Origin of the sequence: Defluviimonas aquaemixtae (genome assembly GCF_900302475.1) — a bacterium.
GTDB classification, from domain to species: Bacteria; Pseudomonadota; Alphaproteobacteria; order Rhodobacterales; family Rhodobacteraceae; genus Albidovulum; species Albidovulum aquaemixtae.
The window spans coordinates 29,142-52,193 of record NZ_OMOQ01000002.1; the positions used below are offsets into that span (position 1 = coordinate 29,142).

The 23,052-nt window shown below is 64.4% G+C and carries 19 protein-coding genes; 7 read left to right on the forward strand and 12 right to left on the reverse strand.

The window, feature by feature from the left end; all coding sequences use genetic code 11:
* Positions 1-7: 7 nt before the first annotated feature.
* The 3 genes from DEA8626_RS11870 to DEA8626_RS11880 form a co-directional block, all read right to left on the reverse strand.
* Positions 8-1,282 (reverse strand): aspartate aminotransferase family protein, encoded by a 1,275-nt coding sequence (locus DEA8626_RS11870; protein WP_108853462.1) that lies wholly within the window; start codon positions 1,280-1,282, stop codon positions 8-10.
* Positions 1,283-1,359: 77 nt separating this feature from the next.
* Positions 1,360-2,436, reverse strand: coding sequence for a zinc-binding dehydrogenase (locus tag DEA8626_RS11875; protein ID WP_245890852.1), 1,077 nt, complete (start codon positions 2,434-2,436; stop codon positions 1,360-1,362).
* Positions 2,433-4,898, reverse strand: coding sequence for an FAD-dependent oxidoreductase (locus tag DEA8626_RS11880; RefSeq protein ID WP_108853463.1), 2,466 nt, complete (start codon positions 4,896-4,898; stop codon positions 2,433-2,435). The genes DEA8626_RS11875 and DEA8626_RS11880 overlap by 4 nt, the downstream gene beginning before the upstream one ends.
* Before the next feature lie 69 nt (positions 4,899-4,967).
* On the opposite strand from DEA8626_RS11880, the gene DEA8626_RS11885 reads away from it, so the two are divergent.
* The 3 genes from DEA8626_RS11885 to DEA8626_RS11895 all read left to right on the forward strand — a co-directional run bounded on the left by DEA8626_RS11885 (position 4,968) and on the right by DEA8626_RS11895 (position 7,388).
* Positions 4,968-5,855: a MurR/RpiR family transcriptional regulator gene (locus tag DEA8626_RS11885; RefSeq protein WP_108853464.1), complete on the forward strand. Its 888-nt coding sequence runs from the start codon at positions 4,968-4,970 to the stop codon at positions 5,853-5,855.
* Entirely contained in the window at positions 5,852-6,940 is a 1,089-nt protein-coding gene (locus DEA8626_RS11890) for an aromatic ring-hydroxylating oxygenase subunit alpha (RefSeq protein WP_108853465.1), read from the forward strand. The genes DEA8626_RS11885 and DEA8626_RS11890 overlap by 4 nt, the downstream gene beginning before the upstream one ends.
* A gap of 61 nt (positions 6,941-7,001) precedes the next feature.
* Positions 7,002-7,388: a carboxymuconolactone decarboxylase family protein gene (locus DEA8626_RS11895; RefSeq protein WP_108853466.1), complete on the forward strand. Its 387-nt coding sequence runs from the start codon at positions 7,002-7,004 to the stop codon at positions 7,386-7,388.
* A gap of 45 nt (positions 7,389-7,433) precedes the next feature.
* Here DEA8626_RS11895 and DEA8626_RS11900 read toward each other — a convergent pair whose 3' ends face one another.
* The 3 genes from DEA8626_RS11900 to DEA8626_RS11910 are packed head-to-tail and all read right to left on the reverse strand — an operon-like array spanning position 7,434 to position 9,738.
* Entirely contained in the window at positions 7,434-8,168 is a 735-nt protein-coding gene (locus DEA8626_RS11900) for a lysophospholipid acyltransferase family protein (RefSeq protein WP_108853467.1), read from the reverse strand.
* Entirely contained in the window at positions 8,165-9,070 is a 906-nt protein-coding gene (locus DEA8626_RS11905; protein ID WP_245890853.1) for a cell division protein FtsX, read from the reverse strand. Before DEA8626_RS11905 ends, DEA8626_RS11900 begins: the two co-directional genes overlap by 4 nt.
* Positions 9,067-9,738, reverse strand: a complete 672-nt coding sequence (locus DEA8626_RS11910; RefSeq protein WP_108853468.1) for a cell division ATP-binding protein FtsE — start codon at positions 9,736-9,738, stop codon at positions 9,067-9,069. The genes DEA8626_RS11905 and DEA8626_RS11910 overlap by 4 nt, the downstream gene beginning before the upstream one ends.
* Before the next feature lie 170 nt (positions 9,739-9,908).
* Here DEA8626_RS11910 and DEA8626_RS11915 point away from each other — a divergent pair, with 170 nt between their 5' ends.
* Positions 9,909-11,042, forward strand: a complete 1,134-nt coding sequence (locus tag DEA8626_RS11915; RefSeq protein WP_108853469.1) for a zinc-ribbon domain-containing protein — start codon at positions 9,909-9,911, stop codon at positions 11,040-11,042.
* A 311-nt stretch (positions 11,043-11,353) separates the two neighbouring features.
* Complete coding sequence (locus DEA8626_RS11920; RefSeq protein ID WP_108854034.1) at positions 11,354-12,904, forward strand: trimethylamine methyltransferase family protein; 1,551 nt, start codon at positions 11,354-11,356, stop codon at positions 12,902-12,904.
* Positions 12,905-12,923: 19 nt separating this feature from the next.
* On the opposite strand, the gene DEA8626_RS11925 is transcribed toward DEA8626_RS11920, so the two are convergent.
* From DEA8626_RS11925 to DEA8626_RS11940, 4 genes are read right to left on the reverse strand one after another with little or no spacing between them, the layout of a single operon-like run.
* Positions 12,924-14,270 (reverse strand): NAD(P)/FAD-dependent oxidoreductase, encoded by a 1,347-nt coding sequence (locus DEA8626_RS11925; RefSeq protein ID WP_108853470.1) that lies wholly within the window; start codon positions 14,268-14,270, stop codon positions 12,924-12,926.
* Positions 14,267-15,766 carry an aldehyde dehydrogenase gene (locus DEA8626_RS11930; protein WP_108853471.1) on the reverse strand — a complete coding sequence of 500 codons (1,500 nt, stop codon included), beginning with the start codon at positions 15,764-15,766 and terminating at the stop codon, positions 14,267-14,269. Before DEA8626_RS11930 ends, DEA8626_RS11925 begins: the two co-directional genes overlap by 4 nt.
* The gene (locus DEA8626_RS11935; RefSeq protein ID WP_108853472.1) at positions 15,763-16,674 is read right to left on the reverse strand and encodes a dihydrodipicolinate synthase family protein; all 912 of its coding nucleotides are present in this window, start codon (positions 16,672-16,674) and stop codon (positions 15,763-15,765) included. Before DEA8626_RS11935 ends, DEA8626_RS11930 begins: the two co-directional genes overlap by 4 nt.
* Complete coding sequence (locus DEA8626_RS11940) at positions 16,671-17,393, reverse strand: GntR family transcriptional regulator (RefSeq protein ID WP_108853473.1); 723 nt, start codon at positions 17,391-17,393, stop codon at positions 16,671-16,673. The genes DEA8626_RS11935 and DEA8626_RS11940 overlap by 4 nt, the downstream gene beginning before the upstream one ends.
* A 131-nt stretch (positions 17,394-17,524) precedes the next feature.
* Here DEA8626_RS11940 and DEA8626_RS11945 point away from each other — a divergent pair, with 131 nt between their 5' ends.
* Together DEA8626_RS11945 and DEA8626_RS11950 are read left to right on the forward strand one after the other, a co-directional pair.
* A complete protein-coding gene (locus tag DEA8626_RS11945) occupies positions 17,525-17,947 on the forward strand; it encodes a type 2 periplasmic-binding domain-containing protein (protein WP_108853474.1) in 423 nt (140 codons plus the stop codon).
* Between the two features lie 306 nt (positions 17,948-18,253).
* Positions 18,254-18,688, forward strand: a complete 435-nt coding sequence (locus tag DEA8626_RS11950; RefSeq protein ID WP_306418102.1) for a helix-turn-helix domain-containing protein — start codon at positions 18,254-18,256, stop codon at positions 18,686-18,688.
* A 387-nt stretch (positions 18,689-19,075) separates the two neighbouring features.
* Here DEA8626_RS11950 and DEA8626_RS11955 read toward each other — a convergent pair whose 3' ends face one another.
* Together DEA8626_RS11955 and lysA are read right to left on the reverse strand one after the other, a co-directional pair.
* Positions 19,076-21,667: a TIGR02302 family protein gene (locus tag DEA8626_RS11955; protein ID WP_306418103.1), complete on the reverse strand. Its 2,592-nt coding sequence runs from the start codon at positions 21,665-21,667 to the stop codon at positions 19,076-19,078.
* Between the two features lie 46 nt (positions 21,668-21,713).
* The gene (gene lysA, locus DEA8626_RS11960; protein ID WP_108853475.1) at positions 21,714-22,979 is read right to left on the reverse strand and encodes a diaminopimelate decarboxylase; all 1,266 of its coding nucleotides are present in this window, start codon (positions 22,977-22,979) and stop codon (positions 21,714-21,716) included.
* Positions 22,980-23,052 lie beyond the last annotated feature (73 nt).

The window sequence follows — 23,052 nt, forward strand, 5'->3', positions numbered from 1 at the left end:
CGCGGGTTCAGCCCAAGGCGACCGCCGCAGCCACGATCGCGGCCTCGGTCATCTCGAAATCGGCTTCCGTCAGGGCGAGGCAGGGATAGACCTTGCCCGGCGACTTGAAGACGCCGTTCTCTCGCAGCACCGTGTTGAATCTGGCGCTTATTCCCGCATCCGCCGAAAGCACGTCGCGATAGGTCCGCACGTCGCGATCGGTGAACACGATATCGAACAGCGTCGGATGCCCAATGATGCGATGCGCGACTCCCGCCGCGTCGAGATGGGTGCGGAACATCGCCATGAGCCGCACACCATTGGCCTTGAGCTGTTCATAAGCGCCATCGCGGCGAAGGATCTCCATCGTCTTCAGCCCCGCCACCGCCGCCACAGGATTGCCCGACAGCGTGCCCAGCATCATCAACCACTTATCGTCTCCGACGATGGCCTTGTCGAAATGGTCCATGATATCCTTGCGGCCCGCCACGGCAGCAAGCGGGAACCCTCCGCCGATCACCTTGCCGAGCGTGCAGAGATCGGGGGTAACCCCGTATTCCTCCTGTGCGCCACCATAGGCGAAGCGAAAGCCGGTCACTACCTCATCGAAAACAAATACAATGCCGTAGCGGTTGCACAGGCTGCGGACCGCCTGCAGAAAGCTCTTCTCCGGCGGGATAATCCTCTGAAGCGGCTCAACGATGATACCGGCGATCTGGTCGCCATGTTCAGCCAAGAGGCTTTCGAGGTAATCGGGATCGTTGAACGGCGCGATCATCATCTCGTTTCGCACCGCTTCCGGTATCCCCGCACTGTCCGGCACAGCCTGCGGGAAGTTTACGAGCCGCGCGGGCGCGAGGCTCATCTGCGCCTCGGCGGACATGCCGTGATAGCCGCCCTCGAACTTCAGCATCTTATCGCGCCCGGTGAATGCGCGGGCGAGCCGCATCGCGTACATGTCGGCCTCGCCACCCGAGGACAGAAACCGCACCTGCTCGGCGCAGGCGACGGCGCGACAAATCTCTTCTGCCAGTTCCACGGCGGGGGCGTTGTTGGCGAAGAACGTCATGCCCATTGGCAGCTGCGTGGTGACAGCTTCCAGCACTTCCGGATGGCCGTGCCCAAGCAGCATCGGCCCCGAGCCGATTAGGTAGTCGACGTATTCCCTGCCATCCTCGTCCCAGACCCGCGCGCCTTTGCCCTTGCGGATGAACACCGAGGGGTCGAAATTGCCGAAGCCGCCCGCCGGCATTACAGCGCGGGCGCGGTCCGCCCAACATTGCATCGGGGTCTTGTCGAGCATCGGCTCTCTCCTGGTCGATAATGGCCGCGTGTTGACCTATCCTATTGCGCTTGGCCTCGACGCCCCAGCCCGGATCATCACGGCACAACGACGATGTTTCCGACATGCTTCTTGTCGATGAAGGCTTGCTGCGCTTTCGGCAACTCCTTCAGCGGATAGGTCGCGGCAAGCGCCGGCCTGATCTCACCACGCTCGATATATCCCACGACGTCGCAAAACACCTGATGGGGAGTCACGGTCGAGCCGGTGAAAGTCAGGTCGCGCAAGTAGAACGTGCGCAAGTCGAACTCCACGATCGGCCCCGCAATGGCACCCGAACAGGTGTAGCGCCCGCCGGGTTCGAGGATATCGATGACCCTCGGCCAATAGGGCCCACCGACGATGTCGGCGACGACCGTCACCTTCTCCCCGTCAAGCGCTGCACGGAGGTTTTCGGGCGCGCGCGGCAGGATCAGGTCAGGGCCAAGTTTCGCGACATCGCCGTGCTTGGACTCGGAGGCCATCGCGATCACGCGCGCACCACGGCGCCTGGCAAGCTGCACCAGCGCGCCGCCGACGCCGCCTGAGGCACCGGTCACGAGAACCGTATCAGAGGACGTGACTTTAGCCTTGGTCAGCATGCCCTCCGCCGTGGTGTAAGAGCAGGTGAAGGTCGCAAGCTCGGCATCGGTAAGATCGCTTTCGATGACGGCAAGGTTGCGGACGTCCGTCTTGGTGTACTCGGCAAAGCCGCCGTCGAACTCGGAACCGAAATAGCCCGCCTTTTCTCGGTTCAGCGGGTCCGACCAGTCGCGCTGCCACGCATCGCCCATGACCCGCTTGCCGATCAGTGCGGGATCCCCGCCTTCGCCGACGGCCACGACGACGCCCACCGCATCGGCACCCTGGATGCGCGGGAAAGTGACGGGCCGCCCGCCCCAGCTTGGGTCCTCCTCGGCGACCGCCTCATAGGCGCCGCCGGTCGTGGCCTCGTTCACCGTCTTGGAGTACCAGCCCGAGCGGGTGTTCACGTCGGTGTTGTTCAATCCGCAGGCCCCGACCTTGACCAGCGCCTCCATCGGGCCGGGCTCCGGCATCGGCCAGTCCTCGTGCCACTCGTACCTCTCCATGCCGCCGTGTCCGGTCAGCACCATCGCTTTCATCGTCTTGATCATACGGAGACCTCTTCAAGGGCTTCCCCGCTGGGAAGGCGGTTTTCCGGATCGTAGGCCGGTTTCGCCAGAACACGGGCCCTGCGCGGTTGGCCCATGATCATGACGTCTAGCGTCGTTCCGGGCGTCGCATGGTCCGGCTTGATATATGCAAAGGCCAGAAGTTTGCCGACCGTATGTCCGAACGCGATTGAGCTAACGGTGCCGATCTGCTGCCCCCCCGCCAGAACCGCCTCGCCGCCGTTGCCGTCCGACTTTCTGTCATCGGCCACGTCCAGATAGGCGCAGACCCAGCGGAGTGGCTTCGCCAGCGCCGTCTCGGTCGCCGTCTTGCCGCGAAAGCACTTGTCCATCCGCACGAAGCGCATCACGCCGGCTTCGGGCAGAGTGACTTCGTTCGTCAGTTCCCCTGCACCCTTGAACCCCTTCTCCATCCGCATCGAGTTCATCGCGAATGAGCCGGTATTCGCGAGGCCATGGCGCTCGCCCGCGGCCCACAACTCAGCATAGACCGGCGCGAGATGGGCCATCGGCATGTGCAGCTCCCAGCCCAGTTCCCCGGCATAGCTCAATCGCATGGCCTGAACCGGCTGTTCCGCAACGGCGATGTCCTGCGAGGAAAGCCACGGGAAGGCGGCATTCGACAGGTCGGCCTCAGTACAAGCGGCGAGAATGTCGCGGGCGCGCGGCCCCTGCAGCGCGACCGCGCCGTATTCGGCGGACTGGTTGTGCAGGGTCACCTCTGCGCCGTCCGGTATGTGCCGCGCGAGCCAGTCCATCACCCGCTGCTCGAAGAAGGCGGCGCAGGTCAGGTAGAACCAGTTCTCGGCGAGCCGGACGATGGTCACCTCGGCCTCGACCCGCCCGGCATCATTCAAAAGATGGGTCAGGATGATCCGCCCGTCGCGTGTTGGCAACCGATTGGCCACCATTCCGTCGAGGAAGGTGGCGGCATCCTTGCCCGCGATCTCGATCTTGGCGAAGGAGGATATGTCCGTGATCCCCGCGCGCTCGCGCACCGCACGGCATTCGGCGGCGACGATGTCATGCAGCCCCGTACGGTGGAAGCCATAGATATCCACGGGCTCGGTGCCTTGCGGTGCGAACCAGCGCGGCCGCTCCCAGCCATAGATCTCCTCGTGCACGGCGCCTCTGGCCTTCAGTGTTGCATAAAGCGCCGAGGTCTTCACCGGCCGCGCGGCGAGGCGGTTGAAATGCGGGAATGGAATCTCGTGGCGCAAGAGGTAATCCTCTTTCGCCTTGGTAATCTGGTAGTTTTGATCCGCATAGGGCCCTAATCGGCGCGGATCGAATTCGCGCATGTTGATTTCGGCGGCGCCATGCACCATCCAACGCGCGAGTTCCCGCGTCAGCCCGGGCCCCCAGCCGATGCCGATCTGGGTGCCGCAGCAGCACCAGTAATTGGGCAACCCTGGCGCCGGGCCGATGAGGGGGTTGCCGTCAGGCGGATGCGATATCGCGCCGTGCACCTCGCGCTTGATGCCAAGCTCGGCGAGGATCGGCATTCGTCCAATCGCGTTTTCGAGCCACGGCATGATCCGGTCATAGTTCGGCTCGAAGAGCTCGTTCTCCGCCTCCCAGGGGCAGTGATTCTCCCAGACGGTATTGGGATTGGCCTTCTCGTATATGCCGATCAGGCCCGATTTCTGCTCCATCCTAATATAGCCTGAAACCAACCGGTCGTCGCGCACCACTGGCAGTTCGTGGTCGAGTGTCTGGAACTCCGGAACCGTATCAGTAATGAGGTAGTGATGCGTCATCGAGGTCGCGGGCAGGTCGTAGCCCGACCAGAGCGCGACCTGCCGAGCATATGTGCCGCCGGCGTTGACGACATGCTCGCAGGCGATCGGCCCCTGCTCGGTCTCGACCAGCCATTCGCCGTTCGGTTGCTGAATCACGTTCGTCGCCCGGCAACGGCGGACGATCTTCACGCCGAGTTGCCGCGCGCCCTTGGCAAGCGCGAAGGCGGCACCGGCTGGGTCGACATGGCCGTCATCGGGCGTATGCAAGGCCGCCTTGACGCCATCGAGATTGTAGAACGGATGCAGCTCGCGGATGCGCTCCGGCCCCACGATCTCCATCGGAAAGCCAAGCCCCTTGCCGACCGAAACCGTCTGATGCAGCCAGTCGAGCTCGTCGTCCGTGTAGGCGAGGCGCAGGGAACCGCAGCCATGCCAGGTGACCGATTGCCCGGTCTCGGCTTCGAGCACCTTCGAATAAAGATCGATGTTGTAGCCCACGCATTTGCCGAGCGCGAAACTACTGGTCGAATGCGTGATTTGCCCCGCCGCGTGCCAAGTTGATCCGGAGGTCAGTTCCGCCTTCTCGAGAAGAACGACATCCGTCCACCCCTCATGCGCGAGGTGATACGCCAGGCCGCATCCCATGATCCCGCCCCCGATAATCACCACGCGGGCCTGCGACGGCAGAGCGCTTTCCGGCATTGGGGTTTCCCGAATGAGAGTCGCGATTTCGCTCGACAGGCTAGCGGGACAAATATACCATCGTCAACCATGAATGGCACAGATGTATCATCATTCGTCCTCGACCGCCTTTCCCTGGATTTCGAGAGCCTGACTCCCGAGGCGCAGAAGGCGGCGCGCTATGTTCTTGAGAATCCGCACTGCGTCGGCGTCTCGACGGTGCGCGAGATCGCGGAATTCGCCAACGTGAAGCCCAACACCTTCGTGCGCATGGCCCGCCAGGTCGGCTTCGACGGCTACGAGGACTTCCGCGCCGCCTTCCGGGAAGCGATCCGCACCGGATCGGCGGGTTTCCCAGACCGGGCGCGCTGGCTGCAGGACGTCTCGAAGAAGGGCGAACTTGGCGGGCTCTACGCCGAGATGGTAGGCGCCGCGATTCGCAATATCGAGGAAACCTTCGCGCGGGTCGACGCGACCGCGCTGAAAGCCGCCGCCGAGGCAATCTGGGCCTCGCGCCAGGTCTTCACGCTCGGCGTCGGTGTGAACAATGCGAATGCCCAGAACTTCACTTACCTTGCGTCAACCGGCATGGTGCAGTTCCACGCCATCCCCCGTCAAGGCTCCAACCCGGCCGATGACATCGCCTGGGCCGACGCCCGCGACGTGCTGATCGTCATGACCTGTCGGCCCTACCGCCGCGAGGTCGTGGAGACTGTCCGCCTTGCACGCGAACAGGGCATGACCGTCATCGCCCTATCCGACAGCCCGGCCAGCCCGATCATCATCCCTGCCCAGCACCGCTTCGTCATCACGGCCGAAGCGCCCCAATTCTTCCCCTCCTCGGTCTCGATCATCGCGCTTCTTGAGACGCTCCTGAGCTTCGTGATCGCCATCGCAAGCCCCGAAATCGTCGAGCGGGTCGAAACGTTCCACAAACGCAGGCACCAGCTTGGACTCTATTTGGAGGACACGGAATGAACGCCCCGCTCGTCCATTCGCTCGACGCGCGCTACTACATCGACCCAGCGATCTTCGCGGCCGAGCGGCAGGGCCTCTTCGCCCGGACATGGCAGTTCGCGGGGCACGAATGCCAGGTGCGGAACACCGGCGACTACTTCACTTTCGAGATTGCCGGAGAGAGCCTCTTCTGCATCCGCGGCCGAGACGGTACGCTCCGCAGCTTCTACAACGTGTGCCAGCACCGGGCGCACCAGCTGGTCGAAGGTGCCGGCACGACCCGCGTCGTCGTCTGTCCCTACCACGCCTGGACCTACGAACTCTCCGGCGAATTGCGCGCCGGGCCGAATATCAACGCGGTGCCGGGCTTCGACCGCACGCAGATCTGCCTGACGCCTATCCGGACCGAGGTCTTCCACGGTTTCATTTTCGTCAATCTGGATGACAACGCCGCGCCGATGGACGACTGGTATCCCGGCGTGCGGGAGGAGCTTGGCGACTACGTCCCGCAGATCGACACACTCGAACCCCTCGAATGGGTCGAGATCCCCGAGAAGTGCAACTGGAAGGTCTCGGTCGAGAACTATTCCGAGTGCTATCACTGCGCGCTCAACCACCCGACCTTCGCGACCGGCGTAATCCGGCCCGAAACCTACGACATTCAGCCGACAGCCGGGGGCTACGTCCTGCGCCACACGACAGAGTGCCAGGACTTCTCCAAGATGTCCTACCCGATCGACGCCTCGGTTCCGCATGGCGGCGAATACCGATCGTTCTTCCTCTGGCCGATGTTCTCGTTCCAAGTCTATCCTGGCAACGTGCTCAACACCTATCACTGGCGCGCCCACGACGTCGACAACTGCACTGTCTGGCGCGGCTGGTACACTCCCGGCGGCGTCGACAGCGAAGTGATCCGGCGGCTGGCGATCCAGGACCGCGCGACGACGGTCGAGGAGGACATCCGGCTCGTGGAAAGCGTGGCCAAGGGCCTGAAGAGCCGCGGCTACAGGCCGGGGCCGCTGGTGCTCGACCCCGCCTGCGGGCTGAATTCCGAACATTCGATCCGCAAGCTGCAGCAATGGGTGCGCGAGGCGGTAGACGGCTGACCGCGCCGCGCCGCAGGGACCCGGCAGGGCTGAAAAGTCACAAGCAGAGAGGGGGGCCGGAATGAGCCTTTTTGACGAAGATCTTTTTGAAAAGGGCCTCGCCCAGCGCAAGGCGACGCTCGGCGCGGACTATGTGGAAAAGAACCTCGCCGCCGCCGATGGCTTCACGCGACCGTTCCAGGAGGCGATGACGGCCTGGTGCTGGGGTTTCGGCTGGGGCGACGAGACGATCGACCGAAAGACCCGCAGCATGATGAACCTTGCGATGATCGGCGCGCTCGGCAAAATGCACGAATGGGAAATCCATTGCCGCGGCGCAATCAACAACGGCGTCACGAAGGATGAGATTCGCGCGATCATTCATGTCGTCGGCATCTATTGCGGCGTGCCGCAGGCGCTCGAGTGCTTCCGTGCGGCGCGAAAGGTGCTGGACACCGATGGGGCGTGAGGGCAAGGGGCCAAGCGCCGCGACCACGTCCACGCAGTCCGTCGCCTACTTTCCGACAACAAAACCCGCCTCGGCCATCAACCGGTTCGACGCGCCCTCAATATCGGTCTCGATCCGGGTCATGAAATCCTCGACACGCGCTCCGGCAGGAATGCGGGGCAGAAACTCGACCACGGCGAGGCCCGGTTTCCGGAGGATACCGTGGCGCGGCCAGAAGACGCCGACATTGGTGGCCGCGGGCACGCAATCCTGACCGACCTGGGAGTAAAGGACACCTACACCGACCTTGTAGGGCTTCGTTGCACCCGCCGCGACGCGGGTGCCCTGCGGATAGATGATGAGCTGGCCGGGTCGGGCACGTCCCGAATGCACATCATCCACCATCTTCTTGATCGCCTGCCCGCGCTTGCCCCGGTCGACGGGAATGCAGCCCAGCCGCCTGGCGTACCAGCCGACGATCGGCGCCCAGAGAAGCTCTTTCTTCATGATGAACTTCGGGCGCGGCACGACCGAGACGATCATGATGATGTCGAAGAAGCTTTGGTGTTTCGACGCGATCAGCACCTCGTCGGTCGGCACTTCGCCCCGGATCTCGGACTTCAGGCCGACGAGCAGCGCGGCCGATCCGCGCACCCAGCGGCAATAGGACTGGACCGCGTCGAAGGCGGCGTCGCGGCGGAAGATCGCGATCGGCGTCCAGTAGATCGCGAGGATCGCCATCATCAGGTACATCTGTGCGATGAAAATCGCCGACAGCACGTATTGCAGCGCCGTTCTCATTGCACCTCCCTCAGGCTTCGCAGCGCCGCCGCGCGGGTCGCCCAGAAGGCCACGATAGCCGTCAGCGGCGGAATTGCCAGCGGCCAGAGCCAATGCAGTCCCTGAAAGCCTAGGCCGGTAAGAAAGCCGCCCGCCCCGGACACCGGCGGCAGAAGCGCAACCGCCACCATGCCCGCGACAGTCCCCCCCGCCGCGCCCGCCGTGGCCCGCAGCGTGAAGCGCCGAACGAAGGCCCGTGCGATGGTAACGTCGCGGGCGCCGACGAGCCGAAGCACCTCGATCACCTGCTTGTTGGCGTAAAGCGCGGCCTGTGCGGCAAGCGTCACCATGGCGGCAAGCGCGCCCGCGATCAGGCCGAGCGACAGCAGCCCCAGCGACCGGATGCGCCCGGCCGCGTCGACAAGAGGCTGGCGCCAGCGCAGATGATCATCGAGCGTCGCGGCCGGCACCTCAGCCGCAAGCCTGAGCCTCAGCCCTTCGGCGTCGAAATCCTCGCCGATCTCGGTGATCTCGACCAGCCGCGGAATGGGCAGCGTCTCGATCGGCAGGCCGGGGCCGAACCACGGCGCGAGCAGACCGCGCATCTCGTCTTCGCTGAGCGCGCGGGCCGGGCCGGCGCCCGGCGTCACCGACAGGATGCCGAGAACCACCTGGACCTGCGCCGCCATCTGATCGGCCGGCGCCGATATGCGCACCGTGGCGCTCTGGGCGAGCGGCCCCGACCAGCGCTCCGCGAGCCGCCCGGTGGCCAGCGACAGCGCAAGCGCAAAGACCGCGAGGAAGGCCATCGCCGCCGCCGTCAACACCGTCAGCCAGGCGGTGATCCCGCTCGGCGGTACCACACGGGCGGCGCGCGCATCGCCCACAAGAAGCCCCGCGATGCCCAGAATGCGCGCCTTCACAGTTCCGCCCCCGCAAGATGGAGCCGCCGATCCTTGATACGGATCACCCGCGTCGGGACCTGCGCCTTGGCCGCCCTGATCAGGTTGAGATCATGCGTTGCCACAAGGATCGTCGTACCCATCCGGTTGAGTTCCACGAGAAGGCTGAGAAGCCTGAGCGACATGTCCCAGTCGACGTTCCCCGTGGGCTCGTCGGCCAGAAGCATCTCGGGCGACATAATCACCGCCCGCGCAAGCGCGGCGCGCTGGCGCTCGCCGCCCGACAGCGATGGCGGCAAGCTCTCGCGCTGCGCCGACAGCCCGACCCAGGCCATAAGCTCGCGCAGCTCGGCCGGATCGGCGTCCCGGTTCGCGACCAACAGCGGCAGCGCCACATTCTCCTCAAGCGTGAGGTGGTCAAGGAAGCGACAATCCTGATGCACGACGCCGATCCGGCGGCGCAGCCGAGCGATGTCATCGCGGCCCATGTTGTCATGGGACTGACCAAACCGCGTGATGCGGCCGGCCTGCGGGACCAGTTCGCCATAGCAGAGCTTCAGGAAAGTCGATTTGCCAGCGCCCGACGGGCCCGTCAGAAAGTGGAACGACCCCGGCGCGAGCGTCACCGTCATCTCCGCGAGAAGCGGGCTGCCGCCATATCCATGCGCGACCTCGGCGAATTCGATCACTGCGCCTCCTGACGTCCGGCCATGGCCGCCCCGCCCTGACCCGCGATCAATTTTTCGATCCAAACCACAAAGGCTTGGATGGTGACTGTTTGCTTGCTACAACACGTCAATACCAAAGGCCAGAACGGCCGACCCATTGGATTATGGCTGGTGAAACGGGTCACGACGACATGCGTTTGAAATGCCCGAGCTGCGGGGCGCAGTACGATGTGGACGAAAGCGTCATCCCCGACGGCGGGCGCGACGTTCAGTGTTCGAATTGCGGGCACGCTTGGTTTCAACGCTCTGCCGCCCAGCTGAAAGCCGAAGAGGACCACAAGGCCGAGCTGTCGCGCCGCGCTGAAGCGGAAGCGGAGGAGAAACCGCAACCGGCGGTGGAGGAGGTGCCCGAACCGGAGCCGCCACAGGAACCCGAACCCGCGCCGGAACCCGAACCTGAGGAGACGACCGCAGAGCCGGAAGCGGCGGAGGCCGCGCCCGAAGCCGGGCTCGAGGAGAGTGTCGCGGAACCCGAAGTGGCGGAAGCCGCGCCCGAACCCCAGGAGATCGCTGCGGAGCCCGAAGAGGTGGAAACAGCGGAAGCGGTCAGCATTGAGGACGCGGCTGATGTCGAAGCCGCGCCCGCCGCAGATACCCGTCCCGACGCTGCAGCGACGGATTCCGCTCCGCCCGATGCGGATGAGGACGAAGGAGACGAGGACGAAGAGGGAGAATTCGTCACCCCGGTCCCCGAGCGCGTGCGCCGCGAACTCGACGACTCGGTCCGCGACGTCCTCCGCGAAGAAGCGGAGCGCGAGGTGCGCGCCCGCGTTTCGGAAAGTCAGCCGGTCGAGACGCAAACCGAAATGGGGTTGGCCGCCGCCATCGGCGCGGCTCACGCGACGACCGTCACACCCCAGGAAGCCGTGCGCGACCGGGTCGCGCGCCTCAGAGGCGACGAAGACGACCTCGACGAGGAGGCGCTTGTGACGCGGGCATCACGGCGCGAGCTTCTGCCCGATATCGAAGAGATCAACTCGACCCTGCGGGCAACGTCCGACCGGGGCGACGAAGCCGCTTCCATCGACGCACCGGAAACATTGCGGCGGCGCCGATCGGGTTTCCGACTGGGTTTCTCCACCGCACTCATCGTCGCGCTTGTCGCGCTCGTGATCTACATCTTGGCGCCGACGCTTTCGGAAACGGTTCCCGCGCTCGAACCCGCACTGTCTGGCTATGTCGCTGCAGTGGATTCCGCGCGCGCCTGGCTGGACGAAATGATGAAATCGCTGACCGCGTCGCTCAACGGCGACGCGCAGAACTGAAATCCGGCACAAGGGGTCACGGGTTCGCCCGGCCTCTTCGTGTCGCGAACGCCTGTTTCGGTCAGCGAGGCCATGGGCCAATTCGCGATCTCCTACTGGTTCGCTCAGAACACAAAGCCGCAGTTTGCGCGGGCGGCTCGAACGGCAGGCAGCGGTGCGCCGGCTTCGGGCCCATTGCGGAGAGAAGGAGGAACCGTTGACCGCAATCTCGGCCTGTGCCGCATTTCGGCGTGATCTCTTCGCAGAATCGACTGTCCCGCGGCCGGAATCGGGCATTTCTTTCAGGTATGAACTTCTTCGAGGATCCGACTATGGAACTCAATGAGCGCAAAAGCAGAGCGGGTGGCCGCGGCGCGCGGCGGGCGCTGCGGTCAGCCCCAGATTTCGCGATGCTGCCCGCGCTGAAGCGCAATTTGCCGCTCTGCGAGCCGATGGACGGAGACCAAATCGCGCGGATCGACGACGCCTCGATGGCGATCCTTGAGGATGTGGGTGTCGTCTTTCGCGACGAGATCGCGCTCGAGGACTGGCGCCGCGCGGGCGCAGACGTGAGGGGCGAGCGGGTGCATCTGGATCGGGGCCTCGTACGCGAGTTGATCACGACCATTCCTTCGAGTTGGACCTACCGCGCCCGCAATCCTGAGCGCAATGTGTCCTTCGGCGGCAATCATTCGATCTTCGTGCCTATGACCGGCGCGCCCTTCCTGCGCGACCTCGACGACGTGCGGCGCTGGCCGACGGTCGCCGACCTCAACATGTTCCACAAGCTTGCGCACATGTCGCCTGCCTTGCACTCGACCGCGCATCACATCGTCGAGCCGATGGACATGAAAGTGAGCCACAGGCATCTCCACATCACCTACTCGTCGATGACACATTCCGACAAGACCTTCATGGGCATGACGACCTCCGGAAAGAACGCCGAGGACGTGATGGACATGTGCGAGATCCTGTTCGGCGCCGACGTGATGGAGGACACCCCGGTCGTCACCGGCAACTGCAACGGCAACTCGCCCTTGGTTTGGGACGAGACGATGCTCAGCGCCATGCGCGCCTTCTGCAAGCGAAACCAGCCCGTCCTCTGCTCGCCCTTCGTGCTCGGCGGCGCCAATACCCCGGCCTCGGTCGCGCCCGCGGTCGCGCAACTCAATGCCGAGGCGCTCTCGGCGCTGGCCTATACGCAAGTGATCCGCAAGGGCTGCCCGGCGATCTACGGCCATTACCTGTCGACTGTCTCGATGAAATCGGGCGCGCCAATGGCCGGAACGCCGGAAATCAGCCTCATGAACTTCATGATCGGCCAGATGGCGCGATTCTACGGCGTGCCGTGGCGCAGCTCAAACACCTTGGGCGGGGCCAAGACCTTCGATGCGCAGGCGGGCTATGAAAGCGCCATGACCTTGAACGCGGTCCTTCATGCGGGCTGCAACTACATCTGGCATTCGGCGGGGTGGAACGAGGCGGGGATGCACTGCTCGGTCGCGAAGTTCGTGGTCGATGCCGAGATGTGCGCGATGGGCTACCGCATGGCCGAAGGCATCCGCTGGGACGACTTCGACGAAGCACTTCGGGCAATCCGCGACGTGGGACCGGGCGGCCACTATCTCGGCCATCCCCACACCCAGGCGAATTTCGAACGCGCCTTCTTCTTGCCGAAGCTCTTCGACAACAATTCTATCGAACAATGGCAGGCCGAAGGCTCGGTCGAGATCACTGCCCGCGCACTCGCCCATGCGAGGAAGCTTCTGCGCGACTACGAGAAACCGAAGCTCGACGATGGCATCGACGAGGCATTGCGCGACTACATCGCGCGGCGCGAACGGGAAATCCCGGCTGAGGATGCTCTGAACACCGAACACTGAATCCAGATCAGCGGCGCCCTCACTCTTTCGCCGCGCGCCATTCCATCCAGCGCAGATAGGCATTGGCGCCTATCTCGGCGAACGGGGGCGGCGGGAGCTTCGTAGGCTCGTCCTCCGCAGCGAAATGCCGCGTGATGGCGGATGTCCGGCCGCTCGCGAGTTCCGCCACACCCATCCCCGTCAGCGTGCCGCGCGCGGTGCCTAGACCGTTCTGGACGCAGGCGGCGAAGAGGCCGGGTTCCAGCTCGCGCATCACCGACACGCCATTGCGGCTGAGGCAGAGATGCCCGGCCCAACTATACTCCATCCGCACTTCGGTGAGTTCCGGGAAGCGATCGGCGAACTTGCGGCGATGAATCCTCGCGGCCCGCTCGAGCGCGGCCTTGCTGGCCTCCATACCGGGCCGGAAACTCGCGCAGGTGCGCGTGACGATCCTATCGCCGCCCTGCGCGGCGTCGATGCGACGCATCGTGGTGCCCATCGGGTCTGATGGCGTGATCCCCCAGCGAGGCCGGCCGCCGAGTTTCTTCAGCGCATCGGCGTCGAGACCTACTGTCATCGAGGCGTAGAGGAAGATGTGCATCAGCCGTCGCTTCACGAAGCCGAAGCTTTCCAGGTGGCCGTTGTTCGCGAGGATGACCTTGCCCGCCCGCACTCTGCCCTTGGGCGTGGTCAGCATCCAGTTCGATCTGTCCCGGATGACCTCTGTTACCGGCGAGCTTTCGTAGACTTGAACCCCGTCCCGGCGCAATCCCCGCCCCAGCGCCCGGACATAGCCCGCCGGTTGCAGCATCACCGTGCCCGGCGTGTAGAGGCCCGAGACATAGTGGCGGCTGCCGGTCATTTCGTACATGGCCTTGGCGCCGAGCATCTCGCTGGCTTCGCCGATCTTGGCAAGATGCGCGGCGTAGCTTCGGTTATGCGCGTCGCCCGCCGCACTGGCAGCGCCGTTCACCTTGCCGACCGGGTCGAAGAAGGCAGGATCGATGCCGTAATCCTCGACTGCCTCGCGCGCGAAGGCGATGGCGGTGCGGTTGAGCGAGATCATCTCCTGGTCGCTGGCGGCACCCTTGCCGGCATAGTCGTCCGACGACAGATCATGTGGCAGGTCGATCATGAAGCCTGAATTGCGCCCCGAGGCGCCTTCGGCGAGCCGCCCGGCCTCCAGCACCGCGATCCGAGCGCCTTTGTCGAGTTGGAGTAGCCGTCGGGCGGCCGAAAGCCCAGCGAAGCCGCCGCCGACGATGGCAATGTCGACTGTGACGTCCTCTGTCAAGACGACACCCGGTTCCTGTCCCGGCAGAATGGCGCTCCACGCCGCCGGGCCGCGATGGATGGGTAGCCTCCGCGCCTTGCGCCTCGTCAATCCACGGCCTCGTCTTCATCGTCGCTGAGATCAATCCAGATCGTCTTGATCCGCGTATATTGGTCATGTGCCTGAATGCCGTTGTCGCGGCCGCCGAAGCCAGACTGCTTGAAGCCGCCGAATGGCGTCGAGTTGTCGCCCTCGCCGAACGAATTGACCGTCACCGTCCCGGCCCGGATCGCCCTCGCGCCGCGGATAGCGCGCTTGAGGTTAGAGGTGAAGATCGAAGCGGCGAGGCCATATTCGGTATCATTGGCGAGTTCGATCGCCTCCTCTACGCTTTCGACCGTCAATACAGACAGGACCGGCCCGAAGATCTCCTCGCGCACCTGCACCGCATCTCGATCGGTGATGTCGAGGACCGTGGGTTCGACAAAGCCATCTTTCGCCTTTCCGCCCATCAACACGTTTGAACCCTTGCCTAGATAGGTGCAGACCTTGTCGAAATGCGCCTTCGACACCAGCGCGCCGACGCGATTGACCGGATCCAGCGGGTCACCCATCGGCCATTCGCGAACGTGGGCGAGAATGCGTTTCTGCAACTCGTCCTTGATCCCCTTCTGCACGATGAGCCGCGAGGAGGCCGAGCAGTTCTCGCCCATGTTCCAGAAGGCGCCATTGACGACATGCGCCGCGACCCGGTCGAGGTTCTCTGCATCGTCCAGCACGACGGCGGGGTTCTTGCCCCCCATCTCGAGCGTGACTTCCTTGAGATTCGATTCGGAGGCGTAGCGAAGGAAACGCCGCCCGGTCTCGGTCGAGCCGGTGAAGGAGATCATGTCGACATCCCCGTGGCGGCCCAAGGGTTCGCCGACCTCCGGCCCGGTCCCGGTGACGACATTGAAAACGCCCGCAGGCACGCCCGCCTCCATCGCCAGCTCCGCGACCCGGAGCGCAGTCAATGATGTCTCCTCGGCCGGCTTCACGATCACCGAGCAGCCGGAGGCGAGCGCCGGGCCAATCTTCCAGGCGAGCATAAGAAGCGGAAAGTTCCACGGCAGAACGAGGCCGACGACGCCGACGGGTTCACGCACGATCATGGCGATGTGGTCGTCGGAGGCCGGCGAGACCTGATCGTAGATCTTGTCGATCAGTTCGGCGTGCCACACCAGGCAGTGGATTGTTTCGGGGACATCCACCGTCTCGCAGTCGAATATCGTCTTGCCGCTATCGAGGCTTTCCATCACCGCAAGCTCGCGCGCATTGCGCTTGAGAAGCTTGGCGAGGCGGATCAGCACCGCCTTGCGCTCTCCGGGATGAAGCCGCGACCAGCGGCCGTCCTCGAACGCGTCGCGAGCCTTCCCGACGGCGAAATCGACGTCCTTGGCGCCACAGGCCGCGACCTTGGCAAGAACCTCACCGGTCGCCGGGTTGATCGTGTCGAAGGTCTTGCCCGACATGGCCGGACGGAAAGAGCCGTCGATGAAAGCCTGCGTGGGTAGATTGAGACCAGCGGCGATAGATTTGTATTCTTCGGTCGTCAGAAGATCGCTCATGCTCTTTCCCCCACTTCGATTTCGGCCACGGTGCGCTTCAGGACCCGCACCACCTGTTCCAGCTGCCGTTTGTCATCCTTGTTGAGCGCCTTCAGCGGCGGACGCGGCGGCCCGGCATGGTGGCCATTCATCTCGACACCGTGCTTGATGCACTGGATGAACTTGCCGCCCTGTTCGAGAACCCGCATGAGCGGCATCATCGTTGACATGATCCGGCGGCCCTTGTCGAAATTGCCCTCGGCCGCGCAGGCCTTCCAGAGGGCTATGTGCTCGGCGGGCAAGAAGTTCGAGCCGCCGCAGACCCAGCTTCGCGCGCCCCAGGCGAAGAATTCCAAGGCCTGATCGTCCATGCCACAGGACATCTGGATATGGGGATAGTCGCGGGCAAGAAGATGCACCCGATTGATATCGCCCGAGCTTTCCTTGATCGCGCAGAAGTTGCGGCTGCGGCCGACCCGGTCGAGAAACTCCTCGCCCATGTTGATACCCATCCGGCCTGGGTAGTTGTAGAGCATCACCGGCAGGTCGGCGGCGCGGTCGATGGCGAGCGCGTTCAGCGCGTTCTCCCGCTCCGTCGGCACCGAATAAGGCGGTGAGCCGACGAGGATCGCATCGGCGCCGATCTTCGCCGCGGCCTCTGCCATTGCGAGCGAATCCGGCAGACGGATCGCAACTGTGCCAACGATCAAAGGCACGCGCTTGCCGATGACGTCCTTCGCGAGCTTGGCCATTTCGACCCGTTCTTCCATCGACTGCGCATAGTATTCGCCCGTCGAGCCGCCATTGATGATGCCGTGCACGCCCGAGGCGATCAGGTGCTCGATCATCTCGGCGAAGGCGTCGCGGTCGATTGACCCGTCCTCACGATGAGGCGTTATGACCGGTGTGTAGATGCCTTCGAACTTCATGTAGCTCCCCTCTTGTCCCCGACGCCCAGCGCGGGGCCGAGCGGAATTTGCATGCCCTGAGGCGTTACGAAGCTTTCGATCTCCGCCCGCGAAAGTTCCCAATGTTTGACCGCGAGGTCGGCGGCGCTTTCGGCATCGCCCACTTCGATCAGCGCGATGAACTGGTCGTGCTGATCGGCGGCGAGAACGCGCTGCTCTGCCAACTGACGGCTGTGCGGGCTGTAGAATGTCATGCCGATTCGGGTGTGGTCGATCAGCAGCCGCCGCAGGCTCGGCGTCAGGTATTCGTTGTCCGCCATTTCGCCGATGATCGCGTGGAACCGCTCGTTCATCAGCGCGCGCTCGGTCGCGTCGCCGTCGCGGATCGCAGCACGAAAGAGAAGCTGAGTGTCCTTCAGCCGCATGATCTGCGAGCTGGTCGCGTGCTGGGCTGCAAGCCGCGTCACCGCGGCGTAGATCATCGGGGCGGCCACAAAGAAATTGCGCAGCGTCTTGTGCGTCATCGGCGCAACCTGCGCGCCGCGATTTTCGTTCAGCACTACGTAGCCTTCGCCAGCAAGCTGGCGCAGGATTTCGCGGAGCGGCGGTCGGGAGATCTGATAAGATTCGGCGACGTCCGTCTCATCGAGATAGCTGCCCGGCTCTAGCGCCTGAGTCAGAATCCGACGCCGCAGATCCTCGATACAGATCACCTTCTTGCTCTTGGTCTCATCGCCCATTCGATGCCTCCCGCCTGTCCTTGATTGCATTTGCGTCTCGGACGGATGATTGCATGCTTCTTATATTCATAAAGAATACATTATGTCTACAATGAAGGTCTGTGCATTTCTCTCCCTCGGGAAGGAACCGCATGACCGAGACGGCAAGTGCAGCTGTGATCCGCAGCGACGGGGTCTGGAAAACCTTTCGTGATATGTCGCGACAGTCGATGAAGGCGGTCCGCCTCCAGGGCCAGGCGAAGGAAGAGATTGGAATGGTGTTTCAGAGGGTGTCGATGCCGCATCGCACGGTGCCTGACAATGTCGTCGTCTCGCTCGTGGTTCGGGGAATCGACTGCGTGACCGGCGAGACGGCTTGTCAGCGCAAAGACCTCGGCTCGGCCTCGGACCGTATCCGCGTCGTCGCCCGTGGCGGCTTGCTCGATGCCGATCTGGCGGCCAAGAAGCTCCGTGAAGTCGTCAGGATCGACATCAACGCCATCTCCACAGTGAATGGGCTGATTGCGGGCGGCGAGGACATCTCGGACACGATCGGCTGTGATGCAGATGCATAGATCGCAGATCTTCAGATCGAATGCGGCAGCTGACTCGAAACGCGCGAGCGGCGCTTGACCGACATCTCCGCATCCGGCGCGCGGTGCCGTGCCTCCAGTTCCGACACAAGGCCATGACCCAAACAGCGCACTACGTCTTTCTTCTGATCGAAAACTTCTCACATCTCGCGTTTTCCTGTGTGCTCGAGCCGCTCAGGATCGCCAACCTCGTGTCCGGCCAGCCGCTTTACCGCTGGTCGCTCGCTTCGGAGAGTGGCGTCTCGGCTTCCGGCGGGACCGCGTCGGCGGATCTCATGCTGCACCTGATTGCGCGATCACGGCACGAACCTGGCCACCGCAGTCGCCGATCAGATGGTCTACAACTCGGTCCGGGAGGGCTCGGCGGCACAACAGGTCTCGCTCCAGTCGCGCCACGGCATGGGCAATGCGCATCTGACCCGTGCCATCCAGATCATGGAAGACAACATCGAAACGCACCTCGCGCTCCACGAACTCGCCGAGAATCTCGGCATCTCCTCCCGCCAGATCGAGCGGCTGTTCGGCAAGTATCTAAACACATCGCCCAAGCGCTGCGTGGTGCAGATGCGGCCCCACCGGGCGCGCAACCTGATCGTGCAGACTGAGCAGTCGATCGCCCAGATCGCGATGGCGTGCGAATTCAGCTCGACATCGCATTTCTCCAACGTCTTCCGCAGCCATTTTGGCGTTTCCCCGCTCAGCCATCGGTCGACTCTCACCTAAGCAGTCTGCAACCACGCGACTGGTATCGGCGAAGATGTCTTCGCGCTCGCCGGCATCGCATCCGAGGACCCCGGGAATGCGCGCGAAACATTCGCGAGACGCTTGCGACGCCTGAAGGCCTTAGACGAAGCGGAAGGCATTTAGATACGCTTGGGAGCGGCAATTTGACTGCCTGAACATGAATGCCGGCTTTAGGCCCCCCCGATCACGGCAATATCGGGATAGCGAAAAAAGCGATTTCTCGGGCAAGTGACGTAGTCGGCCAACTGGATTCAATCAGGACCCGCGCGGCGTCGCGAATTGAATCAAAATCTTCAGCGGTGAATTGGAAACGGCACGGTTCCAATGTTTTGGAGGGGACTCCACGCGTGGTTCGGCGTAAAATCCTCAGAACCGGTCGAGCAGGCGGCGTAGATAGTCCAGCTCTTCGCTTGGCCGCGTCTGCTCGCCCGATCGGCGGCGGATCTCGTCAAGAATGTCGCGCGCGCGCCGGTAGACGTCGGGCCCCTGAAGCAGGTTCTCGTCGGTACCGATCCGGCCGTTCTGCCCGGTCGTGCGACCCAAGGGATCGCGCGCCGACTCCGGGCTGTCCTGACCGAAGGCCTCACCCTGGTTGCCGGGCTGGTTGGGCATATTCTGTGCCAGCGCCTCTCCGAGGCTGCGCATGCCTTCGCGCAAGTTCTCGATCGCCTCGGCTTGCCGGTCGAGCGCATCCGGCAGGTCTCCGCGTCTCAGAGCCTCCTCCGCGCCCTCCATCGCCTCGCCGGCCTCGCCCAGCGAGCGGCGCGCGGCGTCGCGCTCATCCGAGGGCGCGCCGGGAAGGCCGCCCTCCTGCTGTCGCAGCATGTCGCGGAGAGACTGCTGGCGGTCGGCGAGATTGCCGGGCATACGCCCCTCGCCCGGGCGCATCCCATCCGGGTTGGCGCCCTCGCCCTGCTGGCCCTGCTGCTGACCCTGCTGGCCTTGCTCACCCTCCTGCTGGCCGTCCCCCTGACCCTGCTGGCCGAACTGACGCTGAAGCTCGCGGAAGGCCTCGTCGGACAGCTGTTGCTGTTCGCGCAAAGTCTGACGCAGGTCTTCCATGGCCTGCCCACCCGGGCCGCGCTGCCCTTCTCCCGACTGGCCCTCGGTCACGCGCAGGTTCTCCATCATGCGGCTCAGCTGGTCGAGCAGTTCCTGCGCCTCGGCCATGCGGCCTTCCTCCATCAGGCGCTGGATCTCGTCCATCATCTGCTGAAGCTGGTCGCCGGTGATCGTCTGGCCGCCATCGGCCTGCTGGTTGGGCTCGTCGGCGCCGCGGCGCTCCATGTTCTCGGCCAGCTGCCGGATGTAGTCGTCGGTCGCTTGGCGCAGCTCGTCCATAAGCTTCTGGATCTCTTCGGGCGTCGCGCCGTTGCGGATCGCCTCGGAGAGCCGTTCCTGCGCCTGCCGCATCCGCTCGAGTGCGTCGGCAAGCCCGCCGTCCTCGATCAGCGTGGCGATTTCCCAGAACGCCTCGGCCAGTTCGTCTCGCATCTCCGATGACAGCGGCCCCTGGGCGAGCGCGGCGTCGAGGCGTCGCATCGCGACGCGCAGCATCAGGTAGGCGCGTTCGTTTCTAAGAAGCCCCTCGGGTCGATGGGTGAGAGCATGCAGAACTTGGCTGACCCGCCTGCCATTGTCACGCGTCCAGAGCAAGTCGCGCCGAAGCTCGATCACCGCGGCGGCGACCGGATCGAAGAACCGCCGTGCGGGCAGATCGAGCGCCATCGGTTCGCTCAGCCCGGTCTGGCCGCGCCCGTCGGTTACCTCAAGTTGCATCCGGACTGGCAAATGCGCCCAGGCATGTTTCGACGCGTCCTCGACAAGCGCCTCGGTGAAATCCGCCCGACTGCCCGTGATCGGCATCGGCAGATCGAAGACGAGCGGATCGCGGGGCTCGGGCGCGGTAGCGAGCCCGTAGCGGCGGTCGGCAGCATCAAGGTCGAGCGTGATCACCGCGCGTCCCGCCTCGACGCCGTGGTCGTCGCGCGCGCTGAAGGGCTGCGACATGCGCCCATCCGCCTCGCGCATGACCTCGCCCGCGAACTGGACTTCGGGCGGCGTGTCGGGCTGAATTGTGAGCTGCCACGACCGGCCGCCCTCGCCTGTGATCGCGAGCCGGCCGCTCCGGATCGCCTCGAACTCGATCGCGCGCATTGCGGCGGTGTCTACGGGCGCCGCGGGAGCATCCGGCTGGAGCGGCGGACGGCCAGAAACCGTTTCCTCGACAGAAAGCGTGTCCGGCTCGCCATATAGCCTCAGCGTGATTCGGCTGCCTTCGGGAAGGGTAAGCGCATTGGCTTCCACCGCGTTCAGATAGAGGCTCGGCAGGCCTGTATAGGTTGGAGGTTCGGCCCAGGCTTCCCAAGTCGGCCCGGTTCCCGCGGCCGCCGCGTTGCCGCCGCCAGTCACGAGGCCCGGCACGTCGGTCACGCGCCAGAGCGACCCGAAGATAAGCGCAAGCGCGAAGGCTGAAAGCGCTGCGTAGCGCAGGGCGAAGCGGTCGAACCGTGCGACGCGCAGGTCGGGCGCCGGCGCCCGCGCCTCCATCGCTCGGTCGGCCATACGGTCGACATGCCTGCGCCAGACATAGGCCGATCCGGCGTCCTCCCCGCCCAGCGCCTGCGCATCGCTGAGCGCAGCGATGGGGCGTCCGGGAAGCGTCCGGTCGAGCCGCTCCAGCGCCTCCTCCCGGCTTGGCCAGCGGAACCGCACGACTCCGCGCACAAGCGCCCAGGCAAGACCGCAGATCGACAGCACGCCGCCCGACCAGACCGCCTCGATGGGCAGGGATTCGTGCAGACCGAAGGCGAGCGCGGCGATAAGTGCGAAAAGGATCGTCCAGACCGGCCAGAATCCGCGCGTGATGCGCTCGGCCACCATCCCGGCCCGCGTAAGGCGCATGGGCCAGACGAGGCGCCGAAGCGCCTTGTGCGGTAGGGCTTTTATCCTGCTCACGCCGGCTTTCGGTCTCCGTTCGCAACACTGCACGCGGGATTGCGCGTCAGAGCCACGGAGCCATGCTATCGCGGTTTAGCATCTCGTCATAGGTGGGACGGGCGCGAATGACAGCGAATTGATCCCCTTTCACGAGCACTTCGGGCACGAGAGGGCGGGCGTTGTACTCCGAAGCCATCACCGCGCCGTAGGCGCCGGCAGACCGGAACGCGACGAGATCGCCCTCCTTCAGCGGCGGCAGGGCGCGCTGCTTGGCGAAGGTATCGCCGGTCTCGCAGACCGGGCCGACGATGTCGAAGGGCTGGGTTTCGACGCCCGGTTCCGGCTCGATCACCGGCACGATATCGTGGTGCGCGCCGTACATCGACGGCCGTACCAGATCGTTCATCGCGCTATCAAGAATGAGGAAATCCCGCTCCTCGCCCGATTTCACGTAGATTACCCGGCTGACGAGAAGTCCGGCATTGCCCGAGATCAGCCGCCCTGGCTCGATCTCGATCTCGCAGTTCAGATCGCCTACCGTGCGCTTGATGACGGCCCCGTAGTCGAGAGGCAGCGGCGGCGCGGCATTCGACCGCTCGTAGGGGATGCCCAGACCACCACCGAGATCGAGGCGGCGGATGTCGTGGCCGTCGGCCCGAAGTTGCCGCGTCAATTCGGCCACCTTGGCGTACGCCTGCTCGAACGGTTCGAGTTCGACAAGCTGGCTGCCGATATGGACGTCGATGCCCACGACCTCGATCCCCGGAAGGGCCGCCGCCTCGGAATAGACAGCCCGCGCGCGTGAGATCGGAATGCCGAACTTGTTCTCTTTCTTGCCGGTCGCAATCTTTTCGTGCGTTTTCGCGTCCACGTCGGGATTGACGCGCACGGTGATCGGCGCACAGGTGCCCATAGACACCGCGACTTCGTTCAGCGCCAGAAGCTCGGGCTCGCTTTCCACATTGAACTGGCGGATGCCGCCTTCGAGCGCGACCCGCATTTCCTCGCGGGTCTTGCCGATGCCGGAAAAGACGATCCGTTCGCCCGGCACGCCGGCGGCTTTCGCCTTCAGGTATTCGCCGACCGAGACGACGTCGATGCCCGCGCCGAGACTGGCGAGCACGCGGATCACCGAAATGTTTCCGTTCGACTTCATCGCGTAACAGATCAGGTGCGGCAGGCCCGAAAGCGCTTCCTCGAAAAGTCGGTAGTGACGTTCGAGCGTGGCGGTCGAATAGACATAGAAAGGAGTTCCAACGGCGGAGGCGATCTCGGCCACCGGCACGTCCTCGGCGTGCAGCGCGCCGTCGCGGTAGAGGAAATGGTCCATCGTGAGGCGTCCCGCCGAGCAGTCATCCGTTCGCGCCGATGTAGTGCATCGACTGGAACGAGGAAAGCGGCCC